The sequence below is a fragment of the Paenibacillus chitinolyticus NBRC 15660 genome, from assembly GCF_000739915.1.
Lineage (GTDB): Bacteria > Bacillota > Bacilli > Paenibacillales > NBRC-103111 > Paenibacillus_F > Paenibacillus_F chitinolyticus.
On record NZ_BBJT01000009.1, the window covers coordinates 190,948 to 208,803 of the forward strand.

The 17,856-nt window shown below is 57.0% G+C and carries 18 protein-coding genes; 13 read left to right on the plus strand and 5 right to left on the minus strand.

The genetic code is table 11. From position 1 onward, the window contains the following. The 3 genes from rsgA (at position 1) to spoVM (ending at position 2,005) form a co-directional block, all read left to right on the plus strand. Positions 1 to 1,002 carry a ribosome small subunit-dependent GTPase A gene (gene rsgA, locus PCH01S_RS21030; protein ID WP_042232724.1) on the plus strand — a complete coding sequence of 334 codons (1,002 nt, stop codon included), beginning with the start codon at positions 1 to 3 and terminating at the stop codon, positions 1,000 to 1,002. Position 1,003: 1 nt separating this feature from the next. After that, complete coding sequence (rpe, locus tag PCH01S_RS21035) at positions 1,004 to 1,666, plus strand: ribulose-phosphate 3-epimerase (protein ID WP_042232726.1); 663 nt, start codon at positions 1,004 to 1,006, stop codon at positions 1,664 to 1,666. Between the two features lie 258 nt (positions 1,667 to 1,924). Then, entirely contained in the window at positions 1,925 to 2,005 is an 81-nt protein-coding gene (spoVM, locus tag PCH01S_RS21040; protein WP_036739476.1) for a stage V sporulation protein SpoVM, read from the plus strand. A gap of 82 nt (positions 2,006 to 2,087) precedes the next feature. On the opposite strand, the gene rpmB is transcribed toward spoVM, so the two are convergent. Then, on the minus strand, positions 2,088 to 2,276 hold the full coding sequence (gene rpmB, locus PCH01S_RS21045; protein WP_009672666.1) for a 50S ribosomal protein L28: 189 nt from the start codon (positions 2,274 to 2,276) through the stop codon (positions 2,088 to 2,090). 283 nt (positions 2,277 to 2,559) lie between these two features. Between rpmB and PCH01S_RS21050 the strand changes: the two genes are divergently transcribed. The 5 genes from PCH01S_RS21050 (at position 2,560) to PCH01S_RS21070 (ending at position 8,240) form a co-directional block, all read left to right on the plus strand. Next, positions 2,560 to 2,919: an Asp23/Gls24 family envelope stress response protein gene (locus tag PCH01S_RS21050; protein WP_009672588.1), complete on the plus strand. Its 360-nt coding sequence runs from the start codon at positions 2,560 to 2,562 to the stop codon at positions 2,917 to 2,919. Between the two features lie 18 nt (positions 2,920 to 2,937). Then, on the plus strand, positions 2,938 to 4,707 hold the full coding sequence (locus PCH01S_RS21055; protein ID WP_042232728.1) for a DAK2 domain-containing protein: 1,770 nt from the start codon (positions 2,938 to 2,940) through the stop codon (positions 4,705 to 4,707). Between the two features lie 15 nt (positions 4,708 to 4,722). Next, complete coding sequence (locus tag PCH01S_RS21060) at positions 4,723 to 5,577, plus strand: DegV family protein (protein ID WP_042232729.1); 855 nt, start codon at positions 4,723 to 4,725, stop codon at positions 5,575 to 5,577. A gap of 1 nt (position 5,578) precedes the next feature. Further along, on the plus strand, positions 5,579 to 7,624 hold the full coding sequence (gene recG / locus PCH01S_RS21065; protein WP_042232731.1) for an ATP-dependent DNA helicase RecG: 2,046 nt from the start codon (positions 5,579 to 5,581) through the stop codon (positions 7,622 to 7,624). Positions 7,625 to 7,952: 328 nt separating this feature from the next. Further along, positions 7,953 to 8,240: a stage VI sporulation protein F gene (locus PCH01S_RS21070; protein ID WP_042232734.1), complete on the plus strand. Its 288-nt coding sequence runs from the start codon at positions 7,953 to 7,955 to the stop codon at positions 8,238 to 8,240. Positions 8,241 to 8,455: 215 nt separating this feature from the next. On the opposite strand, the gene PCH01S_RS21075 is transcribed toward PCH01S_RS21070, so the two are convergent. The 3 genes from PCH01S_RS21075 to PCH01S_RS21085 form a co-directional block, all read right to left on the minus strand. Further along, positions 8,456 to 8,815, minus strand: coding sequence for a YolD-like family protein (locus tag PCH01S_RS21075; RefSeq protein ID WP_042232737.1), 360 nt, complete (start codon positions 8,813 to 8,815; stop codon positions 8,456 to 8,458). Beyond that, the gene (locus PCH01S_RS21080) at positions 8,812 to 10,059 is read right to left on the minus strand and encodes a DNA polymerase IV (RefSeq protein WP_042232739.1); all 1,248 of its coding nucleotides are present in this window, start codon (positions 10,057 to 10,059) and stop codon (positions 8,812 to 8,814) included. The genes PCH01S_RS21075 and PCH01S_RS21080 overlap by 4 nt, the downstream gene beginning before the upstream one ends. Positions 10,060 to 10,157: 98 nt before the next feature. Further along, positions 10,158 to 10,562, minus strand: coding sequence for a hypothetical protein (locus PCH01S_RS21085; protein WP_042232741.1), 405 nt, complete (start codon positions 10,560 to 10,562; stop codon positions 10,158 to 10,160). Positions 10,563 to 10,772: 210 nt separating this feature from the next. On the opposite strand from PCH01S_RS21085, the gene PCH01S_RS21090 reads away from it, so the two are divergent. The 5 genes from PCH01S_RS21090 to abc-f all read left to right on the plus strand — a co-directional run bounded on the left by PCH01S_RS21090 (position 10,773) and on the right by abc-f (position 16,044). Further along, entirely contained in the window at positions 10,773 to 12,314 is a 1,542-nt protein-coding gene (locus PCH01S_RS21090; protein WP_042232743.1) for an HD domain-containing phosphohydrolase, read from the plus strand. 246 nt (positions 12,315 to 12,560) lie between these two features. Then, positions 12,561 to 13,271, plus strand: coding sequence for an SOS response-associated peptidase (locus PCH01S_RS21095; protein WP_042232746.1), 711 nt, complete (start codon positions 12,561 to 12,563; stop codon positions 13,269 to 13,271). Positions 13,272 to 13,331: 60 nt separating this feature from the next. Continuing rightward, the gene (locus tag PCH01S_RS30615) at positions 13,332 to 13,529 is read left to right on the plus strand and encodes a hypothetical protein (RefSeq protein ID WP_129112524.1); all 198 of its coding nucleotides are present in this window, start codon (positions 13,332 to 13,334) and stop codon (positions 13,527 to 13,529) included. 198 nt (positions 13,530 to 13,727) lie between these two features. Beyond that, positions 13,728 to 13,988 carry a hypothetical protein gene (locus PCH01S_RS21100; RefSeq protein ID WP_042232748.1) on the plus strand — a complete coding sequence of 87 codons (261 nt, stop codon included), beginning with the start codon at positions 13,728 to 13,730 and terminating at the stop codon, positions 13,986 to 13,988. Between the two features lie 145 nt (positions 13,989 to 14,133). Continuing rightward, entirely contained in the window at positions 14,134 to 16,044 is a 1,911-nt protein-coding gene (abc-f, locus tag PCH01S_RS21105; protein WP_042232751.1) for a ribosomal protection-like ABC-F family protein, read from the plus strand. A 179-nt stretch (positions 16,045 to 16,223) separates the two neighbouring features. Here the strand turns inward: abc-f and PCH01S_RS21110 are convergent, their stop codons facing one another. Beyond that, the gene (locus PCH01S_RS21110; protein ID WP_042232754.1) at positions 16,224 to 17,849 is read right to left on the minus strand and encodes an MDR family MFS transporter; all 1,626 of its coding nucleotides are present in this window, start codon (positions 17,847 to 17,849) and stop codon (positions 16,224 to 16,226) included. Between the last annotated feature and the right edge of the window lie 7 nt (positions 17,850 to 17,856).

The following is a 17,856-nucleotide window of genomic DNA, read 5'->3' on the forward strand; positions in this document are numbered from 1 at the left end:
ATGCCCCAAGGTTTGATCGTAAAAGCACTCAGCGGGTACTACTATGTCCTACCGGAGGGAAGCCGGCTAGGCTCCGATTCTCTCGTGCAGTGCAGGGCCAGAGGCGTTTTCAAGAAAAGAGGGATTTCACCGCTGGTCGGCGACCGGGTAAAGTACGAAACGACGGACAACGGCGAAGGAACGGTGACGGAGATCGACCCGCGGACATCCGAAATGATTCGCCCGCCCATCGCGAACGTCGACACGGCCATGCTCGTCTTCTCGGTTGTGGAGCCGGATCTGAACCTGCAGCTGCTGGATAAGTTTCTCGTCCACATCGAGAATACGGGACTGCATGCCGCTATTTGTTTGACCAAAGCGGATCTGGTTGATCTTGCGGACGACTCTTCCGAAGAGAGTGCCGCTGAAAGTATGGAAGAGGGCGAAGCTGTTCAAACAACGGCTTCATCCGCTTCCGCCGGCCTTGTCGCCACGCCCATGCCCGACTGGCTTACCGACGCGGTCGAGCTGTACCGCAAGATCGGTTACCCCGTCATGCTGACGAGCTCGCGGCAGGGTGAAGGCGTCGACCAGGTTGCCGAATACCTGGACGGCAAAATCAGCGTATTCGCCGGGCAGTCCGGGGTCGGCAAATCGTCCATGCTGAATGCGATCGTGGCGGGTCTGGATCTTCAGACCAACGAGATCAGCCACCGGCTGGGCCGGGGGAAGCATACGACGCGGCATGTGGAATTGATTTCGCTCGCCAAGGGCGGATATGTCGCGGACACGCCGGGCTTCAGTCAGCTTGACTTTGTCGAACTGGAAGCCGAAGACCTCGGATCCTGCTTCCGCGAGTTCCAGTCTTATGCCGAAACGTGCAAGTTCCGGGGCTGCCTGCATCTTCACGAACCGGGCTGCAAAGTCCGCGACGCCGTGGAGCAGGGGGAAATCGCCGTAAGCCGCTACGAGCATTATTTGCAGTTTTTGCAGGAAATGAAAGAAAAAAAGAGGAGGTACTAAGATGCTGCGCATAGCTCCATCCATTCTGTCCGCCGACTTCGCCAAGCTTGGCGAAGAAATTCGCGAGGTTGAGAAAGCGGGCGCCGACTGGATACATGTCGACGTCATGGACGGTCACTTCGTGCCGAATATCACGCTGGGCCCTCCTATCGTATCCGCGATCCGGCCTCATACGTCCCTGCCGCTCGATGTACACCTGATGATCGAGCAGCCCGAAAGATATATCGCAGACTTTGCCAAAGCGGGCGCAGATTTGATCTCCGTGCATGTGGAGACGTGTCCACACCTTCACCGCACGCTTCATCAGATCAAGGAGCACGGGATCAAGGCCGGAGTCGTCCTGAATCCCGCCACTCCTTTGTCCGCTATCGAACATGTACTGGAAGAGTATTTGGACCTGGTCCTCATCATGACCGTTAACCCGGGCTTCGGAGGGCAGTCGTTTATACCGGGCATGCTTTCCAAAATTCGCGACCTTCGCGGCAAGCTCCGGGAGCGTGGGCTGGATCACGTGGAGATCGAAGTGGACGGCGGAATCAACGAAAAGACCGCGCCGCTGGTCGCTGAGGCAGGCGCCACGATGGCGGTTGCCGGCAATGCGGTGTTCGGCCGGCCCGACCGCGCGGAAGCGATCCGCCTGATCCGCGAATCCGCGGGAAATTAAAACCCGCCGCAATCGCCAACCGGCCGCTGCAGAGCGGACGTGTCATAAATCCCCCGGCGGGGGCATACACTTGGTTACGAGAATTTAAGCATTCTTGTAACCTTTTTTTATGGGATAAAAGGATGTCAGGATGCCCACGCAGCAGGGGGAGTGAAAGCCGCGTATTCGTTTTCGGGGGCAAGCACATTTTCGGGCATGTGCGAATATACTGGAACCGATGAGAGCGGTTTGCCGGCAATCATGAAGGAGGGGTAGAGGATGAAATTCTACACAGTCAAGCTGCCGAAATTTTTGGGCGGTTTTGTCAAGGCTGTACTTAACACGTTCAGCAAAAATTAATAGCTACAGCCGTTGCGCCTGTTAAAAGGCACGAAAAAAAGCACCCGTTACGGTGCTTTTTGTCTTTTCGCTAAAGCGATTGTTATACGCGTTCCACTTTGCCGGATTTCAGGGCACGGGTGCTGACGTAAACGCGCTTCGGTTTGCCGTCCACCAGGATGCGTACTTTTTGTACGTTAACGCCCCATGTACGCTTGTTTTTGTTGTTCGCGTGGGAAACATGGTTTCCGGACTTCGGGGATTTGCCAGTAATATAGCATTTGCGAGACATGAATGACACCTCCTTATAAGTATACGAAACTGCCAGCATGGCAAGCCTAAACCTAACACACAGCAAGGCAGCTTTTGTTAGCATGTGGCTCGTCGGCCTGTTTAAGTTCAGGGCATCGGTTTGCTTCGTTCTACCGCATTCAATAAACACACTTAAATATAATAGCACAGCGAAAAAGAGATAGTCAACGAATAGGCACCATTTTTGTCATTTATTTATTCCATAGGTTATAGTACAATGAGGATTAGTCCTATTGACCCTTTTTGAAGGAGTTGGTATTCTCATGCCAATCGAGGTAAGCAACGAATTAGGTAAAATTCATGTAACCGACGAAGTGATCGCCGTACTTGCGGGTTCCGCCGCATTGGATTGTTACGGTCTGGTCGGTATGGCTTCGCGCAAACAATTAAAAGATGGCATTGCAGAATTGCTCGGACGGGATAATCTGGGGCGGGGTGTGGAAGTTCGCCGCGAACAGGACCGCGTAGAGATTGATCTATACATTATTGTGAGTTACGGAACCAAAATATCCGTGGTGGCGCACAACGTCCAGACCAAGGTGAAGTATGTATTAAATGAAGTAGTGGGTCTGCACGTAGATGAAGTTCACATATTCGTTCAAGGGGTTAGGGTATCCCGGTAATCAGGAAGGAGAATACCATTGAGTAAGCGCTTTAACACAATAAATGGAAATGATTTTATGCAGATGGTGTTTGCTGGAGCTGACAACCTTCGCAGAAATGTGGACAGGGTGAACGGTCTGAACGTTTTCCCGGTCCCTGACGGAGATACCGGAACGAATATGAACCTGACGCTTACGTCGGGCGTAGAAGAACTGAAACGCAAGCCGTCCGCACATATCGGCAAAGCGGCGGAAGCTTTGTCCAAGGGACTGCTTATGGGCGCACGGGGCAACTCCGGCGTGATTCTGTCCCAGCTTTTCAGAGGCTTCGCCAAGTATACGCATGATATGGAAGAGATCGACGTGCAGCAGTTTGCCGCTGCTCTGCAGCAGGGCGTGGACACCGCATATAAAGCGGTTGTCAAACCCGTGGAAGGCACCGTGCTGACCGTTTCCAAGGAGGCGGCGAAGCATGCCGTTGCCTCGGCAAGACGCTGTGCGGACGTCACGGAGCTCGTGGAAGAGGTGCTGAAGCAGGCGAGCGAAACCCTGTCCAGAACGCCGGACATGCTTCCCGTCCTGAAGCAGGTAGGCGTAGTCGACGCGGGCGGACAGGGCCTGGTCTGCATTTACGAAGGGTTCGTTTCCGCGCTGAACGGCGTGCAGCAGGAGGATACGTCCTCCTTTATCGTTGCGGATGCGCCCGTGCTGGGGCAGGCCGCCAAGGACAAGGACATTGCAACGCTCCAGCTCGCTCCCGAGGCCCATCACATGGACCGCACGGGTCCCGCGCAGCTTCATATGTCTACGGATGACATCGAATTCGGCTACTGTACCGAGTTTTTGCTGAAGGTCGTTCCCGGCAAGACGAAAGGCCTCGAATTCAACGAAATTCATTTCCGCAGCCAGCTCGGAAAGCATGGAGATTCGCTGCTGGTCGTGGCGGACGATGAGCTTGTCAAAGTTCATATTCATGCGGAATACCCCGGACAAGTCATGAATCTGGCCATGGAATACGGAGATCTGACCCGGATCAAAATCGAGAACATGCGCGATCAGCATTCGCATATCCTGGAAGAAGCGGCTGAGGTTTACGAGCGTGCCGCCGAAGAGGAAGCGCAGCGTTCGGTGGTGCCGGCCGCCAAAGAACTCAAGCCGTACGGATTCGTAGCCGTGGCTCTCGGCCAGGGCATTACGGAGATTTTCACAAGCGTAGGCGTGGATGTCGTTTTGTCCGGCGGACAGACGATGAACCCGAGCACGGAAGACGTTGTGAAGGCGATTGAGCAGATCGATGCGGAAACCGTGTTTATTCTGCCCAATAACTCCAATATCATCATGGCCGCGAAGCAGGCGCAGGATCTTGTGGAAGACAAGCGGATTATCGTCATTCCGACGAAGTCGATTCCGCAGGGCTTGGCCTCCATTCTGGCATTCCAGGAAAAAGCCGGCGCCGACGTCAACGAACAAACCATGAACGAAGCGATTCAAGGCGTCCGTTCCGGTCAGGTTACCTTTGCGGTTCGCGATACGTCCATCGACGGCATCGAAATCAAAGAAGGTCATTTTATCGGCATCGAGGACGGCAAAATCGTCGTATCCGAACCGGAGCTTGTCGAAGCGAGCCGGAAGCTTCTGGATCATATGATCCGCGATGCCGAGATCGTGACGATCCTGACGGGCGAGGATGCCGGCGACGAGCAGACGGAGCAGCTTACCGCCTATATCGAAGCTCAGTATCCGAACGTGGAGATCGAGCTTCATCCGGGCGGACAGCCGCTGTACGCCTATATATTTTCCGTAGAGTAAGAGAGGGGTTTGCATATGAGCCGCGTTCGAATTGTAACGGACAGCACGTCGGATATTCCGCAAGCTACCCGTGAAAAACTCGGTATTGAAATGGTTCCGCTCAAAATCCACCTCGACGGAGAAACTTATCTGGATGCGGTTACCCTGGATGCGGAGCAGTTTTATCACAAGCTGGTCGCCGCTCACAGCATGCCGACAACCTCTCAGCCTTCGCCCGCGGAGTTTCTTGCGCTCTATGAGAAACTGCTGGCCGAAGATCCCGAGGTCAAAATTTTGTCCATCCATCTGTCGTCGGCCATGAGCGGAACGTACCAGTCCGCCCTGCTGGCCAAGTCGATGCTGGACGAGGAAGACCGCGTACAAGTGATTGATTCCAAATCGGCGTGTTACGGAATAGGCGCCCTTGTCGTGGCCGCCGCAGAAGCGGCCAGGGAAGGCAAAAGCCTGGAAGAATGCGCGGAGATCGTGCGGGAAATCCGCGAATCGTTCGTCATTTACTTCCTTGTCGACACGCTCGAATATTTGCAAAAAGGCGGCAGAATCGGCAAAGCGTCCGCTTTGATCGGTTCCCTGCTCAACATTAAGCCGATTCTGTCCATAGATCCCGAGGGAGAAATCGCTTCGGTGGATAAAGTACGCGGGCAGAAGAAAGCGATGGCCCGAATCATCGAAATGATGCGGCGGGACATTCCCGGCGGGGACATTCACATCAGCGTGGCACACGCGAACAACACGGAAGCGGCGGAAGAGCTGTACCGCCTTATCGAGCAGAACTTTACGGTCAAGAGCATGCAGTACATCACCATCGGTCCGGTTATCGGAACCCATGCGGGACCGGGAACCGTAGCTGCATTCGTGAGTCCGGCCTGACATGAATCTTAACGAAATTCCGGTTACGGAAGTCCGCGGAATCGGCGGACAGAAGGCCGAAGAACTGCAGGCCCTTGGCATTACCCGTGTTGCTCATCTGCTCGAGTACTACCCGTTCCGCTACGAAGATTACTCCATCCGCGATTTGACCCAGGTCAAAGACGGAGAAAAAATTACCGTGCAGGGCAAGATCATGTCCGAGCCTGTCCTGCAAAGATACGGCCGCAAAAACAGGCTTAGCTGCAAAGTGGTCATTGACCACTTTTTTGTTACCGCCGTCTGGTTTAACCGGCCGTTCCTCAAAGACCAGCTCGCTCCCGGGCGTGAAATTGTCCTGACGGGCAAGTGGGACCAGCGCCGTCATCAGATGACGGTTTCGGATTCCGAATTTCCCGATAGGGGAACTTCCAAGACCGGCACTTTGCAGCCGGTCTATTCCGTTGGAGGCTCCCTTACCCAGCATTTTATGCGCAAGGCGACGGCTCAGGCCCTTACCCAGTACAGCGCGATGGTAAGCGAGATCATCCCTGCGGAGCTGCTGCGCAAGTACCGCTTGCTGCCCCGCAGAAGAGCCATGGAGATCATCCACCGCCCCCAGGGGACGGAGGACGGGAACGAGGCCCGACGCCGGATGGTGTATGAGGAGCTGTTCCTGTTTCAGCTCAAAATGCACGCCTTCCGGGCCATTACTCGGAACCGTGCCGACGGGCTCGCGCAGCAGGTGGATCTCCCGAAGGTGCGCGCCTTCGTGCGCGGCCTGCCGTTCACGCTGACGCCCTCGCAGAAGAAGGTCATCGCGGAGATCCTGCAGGACATGCAGGAGCCTTACACGATGAACCGCCTGCTTCAGGGCGATGTCGGAGCGGGCAAGACGGTCGTTGCCGCGGCGGCGCTCTACGCGACGGTAACGGCCGGCTGTCAGGGCGCACTGATGGTGCCGACGGAGATCCTTGCCGAACAGCACAACCGCTCGCTGACGGCCATGTTCGAGCCCTACGGGCTGCAGGTCGCCCTGCTCACCGGAAGCACGACCGCCCGCCAGCGGCGGGAGCTTCTCGCGTCGCTGCAGATGGGCATGCTCGACATTCTGGTCGGCACGCATGCCCTCATCCAGGAAGACGTCTTCTTCCGCAAGCTGGGGCTTGTCGTCACCGACGAGCAGCACCGGTTCGGGGTAAATCAGCGCAGCATTCTGCGGCGCAAAGGAATGAACCCCGACGTGCTGACGATGACGGCGACGCCGATTCCCCGGACGCTGGCGATTACCGCGTTCGGCGATCTTGACGTCTCGACGCTCCGGGAGCTTCCGAAGGGGCGCAAACCGATCAAAACGTATTGGGTGCGTCACGAGATGTTCGACCGGGTGCTCGGCTTTATCCGCCGGGAAGCGGATGAGGGCCGCCAGGCTTACGTGATCTGCCCGCTGATCGAGGAGTCGGAGAAGCTGGACGTGCAGAACGCGATAGACGTACACGTCCAGCTTCAGCAGGCGTTTCCCGATCTGAAGGTCGGGCTGCTGCACGGGCGGATGACGGGGGCCGAGAAGGACGAGATCATGCACCGGTTCAAGGACGGCGAGATCCACACGCTCGTATCCACAACGGTCATCGAGGTCGGTGTGGACGTCCCGAATGCGACACTGATGGTTGTATACGATGCGGACCGGTTCGGCTTGTCGCAGCTGCATCAGCTGCGGGGCCGGGTCGGGCGCGGGGAGCACCAGTCGTTCTGCGTCCTGATCGCCGATCCGAAAACCGAAGTCGGCAAGGAGCGGATGCAGGCGATGACGGATACGACGGACGGCTTCGAAATCGCCCGGCGGGATCTGGAGCTTCGCGGGCCCGGAGATTTCTTCGGCACGAAGCAGAGCGGCCTGCCCGACTTCCGGATCGCCGACATGATGGTCGACTTCGAAACGATGGAGCTGGCCCGTGACGATGCGGCCGAGCTTGTGGCGCGGCAGGAGTTCTGGACGGCGGCGGAGTATATTCCGCTTCGCGACTTTCTCCAGCGGGAACTTATTTTCGACGGGGATATTATGGATTGATCCACGACTCAGACGAAAACCGATCGGCGGCTGCCGGTCGGTTTTTTTGTGCCGCGTGATGCTCCCTGTGTGTCGGTTCCTGGCGTCACATGTGTCATGTGGTTGACCGCCGTTCCCGCCGAAGTCGAATCGTTTCTTTGCCGTGCGAGTCAGCCGGGGTTCCTGACGGAGACAGGAGCGGCCAGTGGAATGTCCTTCTGAATGAGACTGAGACGAGAGCGATCCCGCTGCCGGAACGGGCCGTAAGCTTTTCCACCCGTAAAATCCAGGCACATCCGGGCCGCTGCCGACATATGTTAGCAGGGATGGATAACGGGGAGGTGTTCAAGTGAGCTATCAGCAATATGGAATCGATCCGGCTCTGGTCGAACGCGTGAAATGGAAAATGAAAAACCCGGAAATTAAAGAACGCATTAAAAGGCTGCTGGAAGGGGTCACGAAGTACGATCTGCAAAACCGGCAGAAAGTCGCCGCTTTCGTCGCCCAGTTTTCCAAAGTGCTGGGCGAACCGCTTACCCAAGCGCAGTCGTCGTCTCTGATTGATTTTGTCATCGCCCAAAAAATCGACCCCAACAACACGTTCCACTTATTAAAGCTGTGGGGAATGTTCCGTTAAAAAGTGCAGGTCGCCCCTGCAGATGAATAGGCACGGAAGGTTCCGTTATTTTTCGTGCCCATCTACAAAAAAACCGTCTATTCTTCGATAAAGAAGAAAGACGGTTTTTTTGCTTTTTCATTTTTTTGCCGCAGATTTGTCCGAAAAGCCCTGCTTTAATCCCGGTATTCCGAGCAGTCGTTCCGGATTTTACTTTGACCCCGGAAACCGGATTTTTAATCACTGATTCTGAGAATATCGTCAAAAGCGAGCCGGCGCACATTTCCTGGCACTTCAAGATGGATTTCCTGCTTCAGAGGGTCGATGCGCCGGACGATTCCGGTTATCTCCTCGTCCTCGAAAGGACCGTATACCGTCAGGGTAAGCACTCGCCCCGTTGTTTTCGCCTGGGCCAGAAGACTGCCTATGCGCTGGCGCTCTTCGTCTTCCAGCGACGGGTGAGCCCGTCGGTTCAGTTCCCGCTGATGGCGCAGGTAGGCTTCTTTGTGCTCGGGCAGCATCATGCGGGACGATTCATACAGGCCGTTTCCCTGAAGCTTCTTGCCTGTCTTGGAACCGGTCGAAGAAGAGTTCACTTGTAATGACCTCCAATCTTATGGGATCTGTCTTTGGCCTGACCGGCCGGAGTAGCGGAAACCGCGCGCATAATGGCGGTGCTTCCGAACCGCTGCCGGATCGTATCCGTCGTCCGCTCCAGAGCGATTTTTCGCTCCTCGTCTCCGAACATCAGCAGCTGGTACTGATCATCGGGCACGAGGTCTCCCAGGGTGACTCCGACCTTGCGTACGGGCAGGCCGTCCCAGTGCTTGCGGAACAGCAGCTGCGCCGTTTCATAGACCGTATCGGTGAGCTGTGTCGGGTCCGCCAGCTTCATCTGGCGGTAAAAACCGCTCGGATGGTCGTAATCCGCGCCCTGACAGCCGACGGAGACCACCTGGCCCTGGCAGCCTTTGGCCCGACAGCGCTGGCATACCAGTTCGGAGAGCTCGAGCAGCACGACTTTGATTTCTTCGGCCGTCGCATAGTCGCGGGGCAGCGTCATCTGATGGCCGACGGCCTTTTGCCCCTCGTGAGTCTGAGGGGTTACCGGAGAAGGATCGATGCCGTTAGCTACCCGCCAGATGACTTCCCCGTTGATTCCCCAGCGGGCGCGCAGACGGGCCGGAGGGGTCCTTGCCAAGTCGCCGACGGTAAGGATGCCCATGCGGTTAAGATGCCGGGTCATCCGGGAGCCGATCAGATACGTTTTGCTGACGGGCAGCTCCCAGAGATCGGCGATTTCGCTTTTGGGCAGCTCGTAGATGCCCTCCCGGTTTTTCTTGGCGAAATTGTCGCAGGCCATTTTAGCGAGCACTTTATTTTCGCTGATGCCGACCCGCGTCCATACGCCGGTTTCCTGCAGCACCTTTTGCTGGATATCTCTGGCGATTTCGACGGGAGTGCCGAAGAGATGCAGGCTCCCCGTCACATCAAGGTACTGTTCATCAATGCTGAACGGCTCCACGAGATCGGTGTACGTTTGAAGAATGGCCGTAATCTGCATGGAGACTTTAATGTACTCTTCCATGCGGGGGCGGATGACTACGGCTTCGGGACATTTCCGGAGGGCTTCGCCCAGCCTTTCGGCCGTTGTGACGCCGTGCGCTTTAGCGAGGGGGCAGGCTGCCAGAATAATCCCGGAACGGCGGGCGGGATCGCCCGCTACGACGACAGGCTTATCGCGGTATTGGGGATGGGCGGCTTTTTCCACGGATGCGTAAAAAGACTGGCAGTCCGCCAGCATAATTACACGTTTGCCTTGCTCAGGGAAGGCGGTCATCGGTAACACCTGCCATTTTGTCGGAATGAGAAAGTGAATGCGAATAAAGGGAACTTGTGTTCGTGTCTGAATTTAAACATACACGAACATTCATTCGGTTAACAACCGGTAATGTTTGCCTGCCCGGTGTTTGCGGTGTCGGACCCGGCGGCAGGATCCAGGTACACCTCCAGCGCGGTAACGATTTCGGCGCGGATCAGCCGCCAGAGCAAAGAAAACCGGTGGTGATACCCGCGGCATATGTAAGCGACGTTCAACCCTTCTGTGGTGCGCCTTTCCTCGTAAATCCGGATGCCCCGCTGGCGGAACTGCTTGCGCAAAAAAGCCATGTCGGCCGTGACGCGATCTTGGATCAGGCGAAGATGGCCGATCAGCGGTTCCGGAAGTTTGCCGGAGCTTTCCAGCAGCGAAATGTTTTTCTCCAGTACGTCTAACAGAACCGGAAGCAGCACATACCGCTTAACGAGCAACGAATCGTCACGGGTTTGCAAAGGCGGCTGCATGATGTCTCACTCCTTGGGTATGGAAACATACGTTCTTATGTAGTATATTCAGGATACCGAACATATATTCGATTTTCAAGAAGAGAATTATTTGGAATTTTTGAGTGGAATTGTCCAGTTTAGCGGTCCTTTTGCGCACAGCGGTAAAAAAGAGATCATGTACAATATAAAGAGAGTAATAAGTCATTTAATTGGGAGAGGGGACGCATCTTGCGAACATATACATACCGGCGGCTTCTGTTGGCTCTGCTTCGCAATTATCTGATCGGCTCCGCCATTGCGGTGCTGGGAGTAGGCAGCGTTCTGATCTATTCCACACTGCGGGCGACGAGCCGCGAAATGTCCGTCATGCTGGTTATCCTGGGTGTTTCGCTCCTTGTGATGATAGTGGCCGAACTGACCGTATTTGCCCGTCAGATGAGGCCGGTCCGTACGGTTTTTCTCAAACATAGTCCCGCTCTCGACGAAATAAAGGAAGCTTATATACGTCTTCACCGGCTCCCGGTGCTGGCGGTCAGACGAATTTTCGGACCGCACTTGTTCGGAATGGTTCTGCCTGCCGTCGCGCTGGCCGTAGGTGCGATCCGTATGGGTATGCTGGAGATCAGTTATTTTGACTTGACGCTCGCCGTTCTCGGCGCTTTGCTTGTGGCGTGCATGCATGCGATGATTGAATTTTTTCTGACCGCCTATTCCATCCGTCCGGCGCTCCGGCATTCGCACGATCTTGCCCTGCGCCTGCACGGCGCGGAGGTGTCCCTGGACGGCAAAGTGTTGTTTTCGATCCGGAAAAAGTTCCAGTGGAGCGCGTTTCTGATCGGTGCCTTTCCGCTTTTCCTGTATTATTTGACCGTTCAGCTCCGGCTGGTCCGGGAGGATACGTCTTTGCTGAAGGATTACTGGAATTGGGATGCCGCGATTATTCTGCTCGGCATTCTGTTCGCTTCGCTCGGCGCCTGGCTGCTTTCCCGGGATATCGAGCATCCCATCGGCCAGATCCATAAAGTCATGGGAGAAGTCCGGGCCGGAAATCTGGCTATCTATGCGCCGGATCTTTATCCCGACGAGTTTTCGCGCCTGGTGGCGGGCTTTAATCACATGGTGGAAGGACTCCGGGAGCGGGACCGGATCAACCACGAATTGATTTCGGGCTATTTTGCCGCGCTGGCCGCCGCACTGGATGCCAGAGACGCGTACACGGCCGGACACTCCGAAAGGGTCGCGGGCTATTCCGTCCGGATCGGCAGTCTGGCCGGGTTCTCCGAACACGACCTGGAGGAACTGCGCAAAACGGCGCTGCTGCATGACATCGGCAAAATCGGAATCAGCGACACCGTGCTGTTAAAAGAGGGGAGGCTCACGGACGACGAGTTTGCCCAAATTCAGATGCACCCCGCACTGGGAGAACGAATCCTGCGGCAGATCGAGCCGCAGAGCTTGATGGCTCCGTTCCTGCCGGGAGTCCGTTCCCATCACGAGCGGTTTGACGGCCGGGGCTATCCGGACGGTCTCAAGGGTCTGGATATTCCGCTTTTTGGCCGGGTGATTGCGATTGCCGACGCTTATGACGCAATGACCTCGGACCGCCCCTACCGCAAAGGCATGTCCGCGGAGAAGGCGCTGTCCATTTTGAAAGAAGGAAGGGGCGCGCAATGGGACCCTCACTTCGCCACCTTGTTTATCGGCTGGCTGGAAGAAGGCGGGCCGGATAAATCCGCCGGAGCCGAAAGAACGCGCGAACATGCAGGTTGACTTACGGGAAAACGGGACGGGGGGGCTTTCGCACGGATGCCAAAAGAACGAAAAGACACATACACTTTCCGCCCGGCGGATGGGATGTGTCTTTTGATACACGAGTGCCTGCCGGACACTACAGATGTTTCTAAATGAAAGGGATGCCCAGAATTTGGTCCCCGCGGCCGATTCGCTTTTTATTTGAATTAAACCCCTCGTTGTATTAGGCTGTACATAACTTGTATGAATAAGGAGGAAATGTCCATGTGCGGACGGTATACGATCACGGTAACGGTAGAGGAGCTTATGGCCCGCTTCGGCCTTTTCGATGCGCCGGGCATTCCTTATCATAGACCGAAATATAACGTAGCTCCCGGCCAGATGGTGCTTGCCGTCGTGAACGACGGCCGGAATAACCGGATCGGCGAGCTGAAATGGGGATTGATTCCCGAGTGGGCCAAGGAAGAAAGCGTCGGCGCCAAAATGCTGAACGCCCGCGCGGAAACGGCGGCTGACAAACCCGCTTACCGCATCCCGCTGCGCCGCAAGCGGTGCCTTATTCCGGCTGACGGTTTTTACGAATGGAAGCGGGAGGGGGGACTTAAGCAGCCGATGCGAATCCGGTTGAAAGACGGCGGTTTGTTTGCGATGGCCGGCCTCTACGACACCTGGCTTTCGCCCGACGGCCGGCGCGTCAGCACCTGTACGGTGCTGACGACGGCGCCTAACCCGCTCGTGGCGGATATTCATGACCGGATGCCGGTCATTCTGCGGCGGGAGGACGAGGCTTTCTGGCTGGACCGGCAGGTTCAGGACCCCGCCGATCTGCTGTCATTGCTCCGGGCCTATCCAGCCGCAGAGATGGAAGCGTACCCCGTTTCGCAGCTGGTCGGGAACGTGCGCAATGACAGTCCGCAGCTGATCGAACCGATCGTGCCGCCAGACAGCCCCGTACAGGAAGGGTGGCTGCTGTAAGAAGCGGCCCGGGCAAGCCGGAAGAGCCGGAGCGAACAAGCCGGAGCAAGTGCGGCAAGTTTGAATCGGTCTGAACTGGCCCGCACAAGCCCGAACCGTGTAAATACCGTGCGGCGCGGCCATTGTACAGTACCGGTCCTTGGGAAGAGCATGACTTTCGGCCGCAGGCGTACCCGGTACCGCACGCTCGATGCGGATCTGCGGCAGCGTGGCGCGCAGCCTGCCGGGCCCGGCAAGGCCATGGCGGCACATGGGTAGAGGTGCGGAAAGTTGGATTATAATGAAAATATCCCTTGCGACACGGGCCGCGCAGCGATAGACTGGAAACAATCTGACGAAAGCGGAGGTAACCATCCCGACATGAAGCACTGACATGACGATTCCATGTACCCGGCTTGAACGACAAATTGACAAGCGACAGGGCGCCCTGCGGCAGCAGAAGGCGATGGGATCCGTATGTCCGGCGGGATGGACTCCTCCGAACGAAAGCACGTGAATAACGATGATAGGCCGCCGATTCGTCGGGATTGCCATGCGTATGTATGCGCACCGATCGTGCGGCGCTTCTTTTCCGGCTGTACGTCTATCCGGCAGCCGGAAGCCGGATACATCGCCCGAGGCATGGATGCCTCCCGAACTTCCGGCGGGCCGCCCGGTACCGTCAACTCCCGTCTTGCCGGAGGAACGGCTCTGCAGCCGCTCCCTCAAGGAAAGTAGGGTTAAGGCGGCGTAGGTTTTCATCGTTTATTCCGCTCCAATCGGAATCGTCAACATCGCCCGATATCCGTTTTCTCTCGTTTCTACTGAGCCGCAGGCGCCCGCCTGCGGCTTTTCCGCGGGCTCGCCTTAGGAGGAAACGAGTATGACTTTATTAGTTAAAGCGGTAGGTCTTATGAAGGAATGGAACGGACGGACCTTATTCGAGAACGCCGGCATCGAAATTTACGAAGGAGACCGGGTGGCGCTTTTCGGCCGGAACGGCACGGGGAAATCGACCTTCTTCCGGCTGCTGACGGGCGATTTGCAGCCGGATCAAGGAAGCGTCGAGCGCCGGCTGCCTGCGGCGGAATGGGGCTGGATGCGTCAGCAGGCGGAGGTGGACCCGCAAACGGAGACGCTGGAGTATGTTCAAGCGTACAGCAATCCCGATCTGCATACGCTTAAGACCGGAATCCGCGAGCTAGAGGCCCGTATGGCCGAGGAAGAGCCGGCCGGAGCGAAGGGCGGGGAGAGCGCATACGAGGCTTACGGCGAGCTTATGGAGCGCTATGCGAGGCTCGGCGGCTACGACTGGGAAGTCGAAGTCGAGAAACGCCTGCAGCAGCTCAAAATGGGACCCGAATGTTGGCGGATCCCGTTCCTGCGGCTGAGCGGCGGACAGAAGACGCGCGCGCAGCTCGCCGCGCTGATGGTGTCCTCGCCCAAGCTTCTGCTGCTCGACGAGCCCACGAATCATTTGGACAGCGAGTCGCTGGAATGGCTGGAGCAGTGGATGCGGGCGTACCCGGGCACCATCCTGTTTGTGTCCCACGACCGCGAGTTTCTCGATCGTACGGCGACTTCCCTCTATGAATTAACGGAAAAAGGAACCGTCCGCTACAGCGGCGGGTACTCGGCGTACAAGACGCAGAAAGAACTTGAAATGCGCACGCAAGAAGGGCTGTACAAGAAGCAGCAGCGCGCCCGGCGGGAGCTGGAAGAATGCATCCGCAATTACAAGCAGTGGTTTCAGCAGGCGCACCGGGCGGCAACGAAAGTGGAAGTCGGCGTTACGAAGAGCTTCTATCTTGCCAAAGCCAACAAAAACAGATCCCGCTTCAAAGCGAAGGAGAGAGAGCTGGAGCGGCTGGAAGCCGAGCAGGTGGATAAACCGCGCGGCGGGCCCAGGCTGAATATGGAACTGGCCGGGGAGGACTTTGCCGCCCGGACGCTGCTGCGGGCGGAGAACCTACGGCTGGCCTTCGGCGAGATGCCCTTATTCGAAGGCCTGAACGTGACGATGGAGCGCGGCGACCGGCTCGCGGTACTCGGACCCAACGGAGCGGGCAAGTCTACGCTGCTCAAACTCCTGCTCGGACGGATAGAGCCGGACAGCGGGGAAGTCGTCCATCATCCGCGTCTGCGCACCGGGTACTTCTCGCAGGAGCTAGAAGGGCTGGCGGGAGAGGAGACGCTGCTGGACACCCTGCTTGTGCTTCCGTCCATGACGGAGACGGCGGCCCGCACGATTCTCGGCTGCTTCCTGTTTCCGGCCGACGCCGCTTTCAAAAAGCTGTCGGACCTGAGCATGGGAGAGCGGTGCCGGGCGGCATTTCTCCGCTTGTATTTCAGCGGGGCCAATCTTCTCGTGCTCGACGAGCCGACGAACTACCTGGACATCGACACGCGGGAGCAGATTGAGGCGGCGCTGGAGCGCTTTCCGGGAGCGCTGGCCGTCGTTTCCCATGACCGCTATCTGATCCGCAGGACGGCCAACCGGCTGCTGATGCTTCATCCGCCGGACGGTGCGCCGGAATTTTTCCGGGGGACGTACGCCGAGTATGCGGATCGCGATCAAAGCGACGCCTCGGCGCCTCCGAGTCCGCGGAGCGATGAAATCCGCCGTCTGGAGCTTCGGCTCGCCCGGCTGATCGCCGGACCGGAGGAGGGCGGTCCGGAAGGGGCGCCGGATCGCATGGGTGCGATCCGTTCTTTGCGGGACCGCATCGAGTCTCTCCGGACAGGCGGGGAGGAAGCGCCGTTCCCGGATTCCGGGACCGACCCGGAGGGCTAGCTCGTCATCTTTGGGGCGGTTGCCCGTTCGACCGGTTAGCCGGCTCGGGGATCGGTGAGCCCCGGGCTCTAGTTCAGGCCAGCCTGTCTGGCCCTACTCTACAGGGAGCGCTCAGCCGCCCGTAAACAATGAAAAAGCCGGGATCCTCATGTGAAGGATCCCGGCTTTTTCGATAGATTTTACTCCGCGGCGGGTTCGGATTTTCCGGCCGGCTCGGCTTTTTTCCGTTCGGTCAGTTTGATTGTCGGTACGGCAACCGTCAGCACGGCTCCCAGTACGATGAAAATCAGCGCGAACAAGTAGACGGAATGCAGAGAAGAGACGAGCGAATTTTTCAGAATCGGAGCAATGATCTTCAAGAACTCCGCGGGCATCTCCTTCATGGCTTCCGGGCTGAACAGGAACGTATACAGTCCTTGCGGATTCGTATGAATCATTTCCGTAAATTTGGCCACCAGTTCCTTCGCCTGTTCGGGCAGCTTTTGCAGCACGGGGACAAGCGTATCCGTCAACTGGCTGTTCGATTTATGGTTCATAATCGCCCCGAGGATGGTCATCCCGAACGTTCCGCCGATGGAACGGAAGAACTGACTTGACGAGGTGACGACCCCTAGTTCCGATTTCGGGAACGATTCCTGGAGAACGAGTGTCAGGATCGGCATCACAAGCCCCATGCCAAGACCGATTACGAACATAATCAAGGTAGCGGTAAGCTTCGTCGTATCAATGCTCATTGTCGTCAGCAGAAGGAATCCCGCGGCCATCACGATCATGCCGATGCTGATCTGGACTTTCGGCCCGATTTTGTAGACGATCTGCCCGCCGATGATACTGGCGATGATCATGGTGATCATCATGGGGGTCATGATGGTGCCGGACGCCGAGGCGCTGACACCGACAACCCCCTGCATGAAGAGCGGCACGAAAATAATAGCGCCGAACATGCCGATGCTCATCAGGAAGCCGATACCGTTGAGCACGGTGAACGTACGGTTTTTAAACAATCGCACCGGAAGGATCGCTTCCTCCGTGCGGGATTCGATCACAATGAAAGCAGTGATGGCGATAACGGCGAGAACGAACAGGCCGATAATCTGCCAGGACAGCCACGGGTACTCGCTGCCCCCGAAGCTGAGACCGAGCAGAAGACTGACGACCCCGACAATCATGGTGAACATGCCGGCTACGTCGAACTTGACGGGCCCCTGTGTTTTGTGCTTGTTGAGGCCCATGGCGATAAAGATAACGGCGATAATCCCGACGGGCAGATTGATGTAAAACACCCATCTCCAGTTGAGGCCGTCCACGATCCAGCCGCCGATTTGCGGGCCGATTACGGAAGCGAGCCCGTAGAGGCCGCCGAAAACGCCCTGCCATTTGGCGCGCTCTTTGCCCGTGAACAAGTCCCCGATGATAATCATCGCCATCGGCATCATAATACCGCCGCCGATACCTTGGATGCCGCGGTATACGATAAGCTGAGTCATGCTGTCCGTTGTTCCGCAAAGCGCCGAGCTCACCATGAATATGATAAGTCCCGTCACATAAATGACGCGGCGGCCCAGAAGGTCGGCCAGTTTACCGGCGATCGGCACAACTGCGGTGGAAGTCAGCATGTAGGCGGTAGTCAGCCATGTCATATAACCGAGACCGCCCAGCTCTCCGACGATCCGCGGCATAGCCGTGCCTACGATCGTTCCTTCCAGGGCTCCGAAAAGCATGGCGATAATCAGACCCGCTATCAGCATGCCCCGGTGTTTGGTCATTTCTTGCCCGTCTTGCTCCAGTTTAAGTGGTTCTCCCATTGTTTAA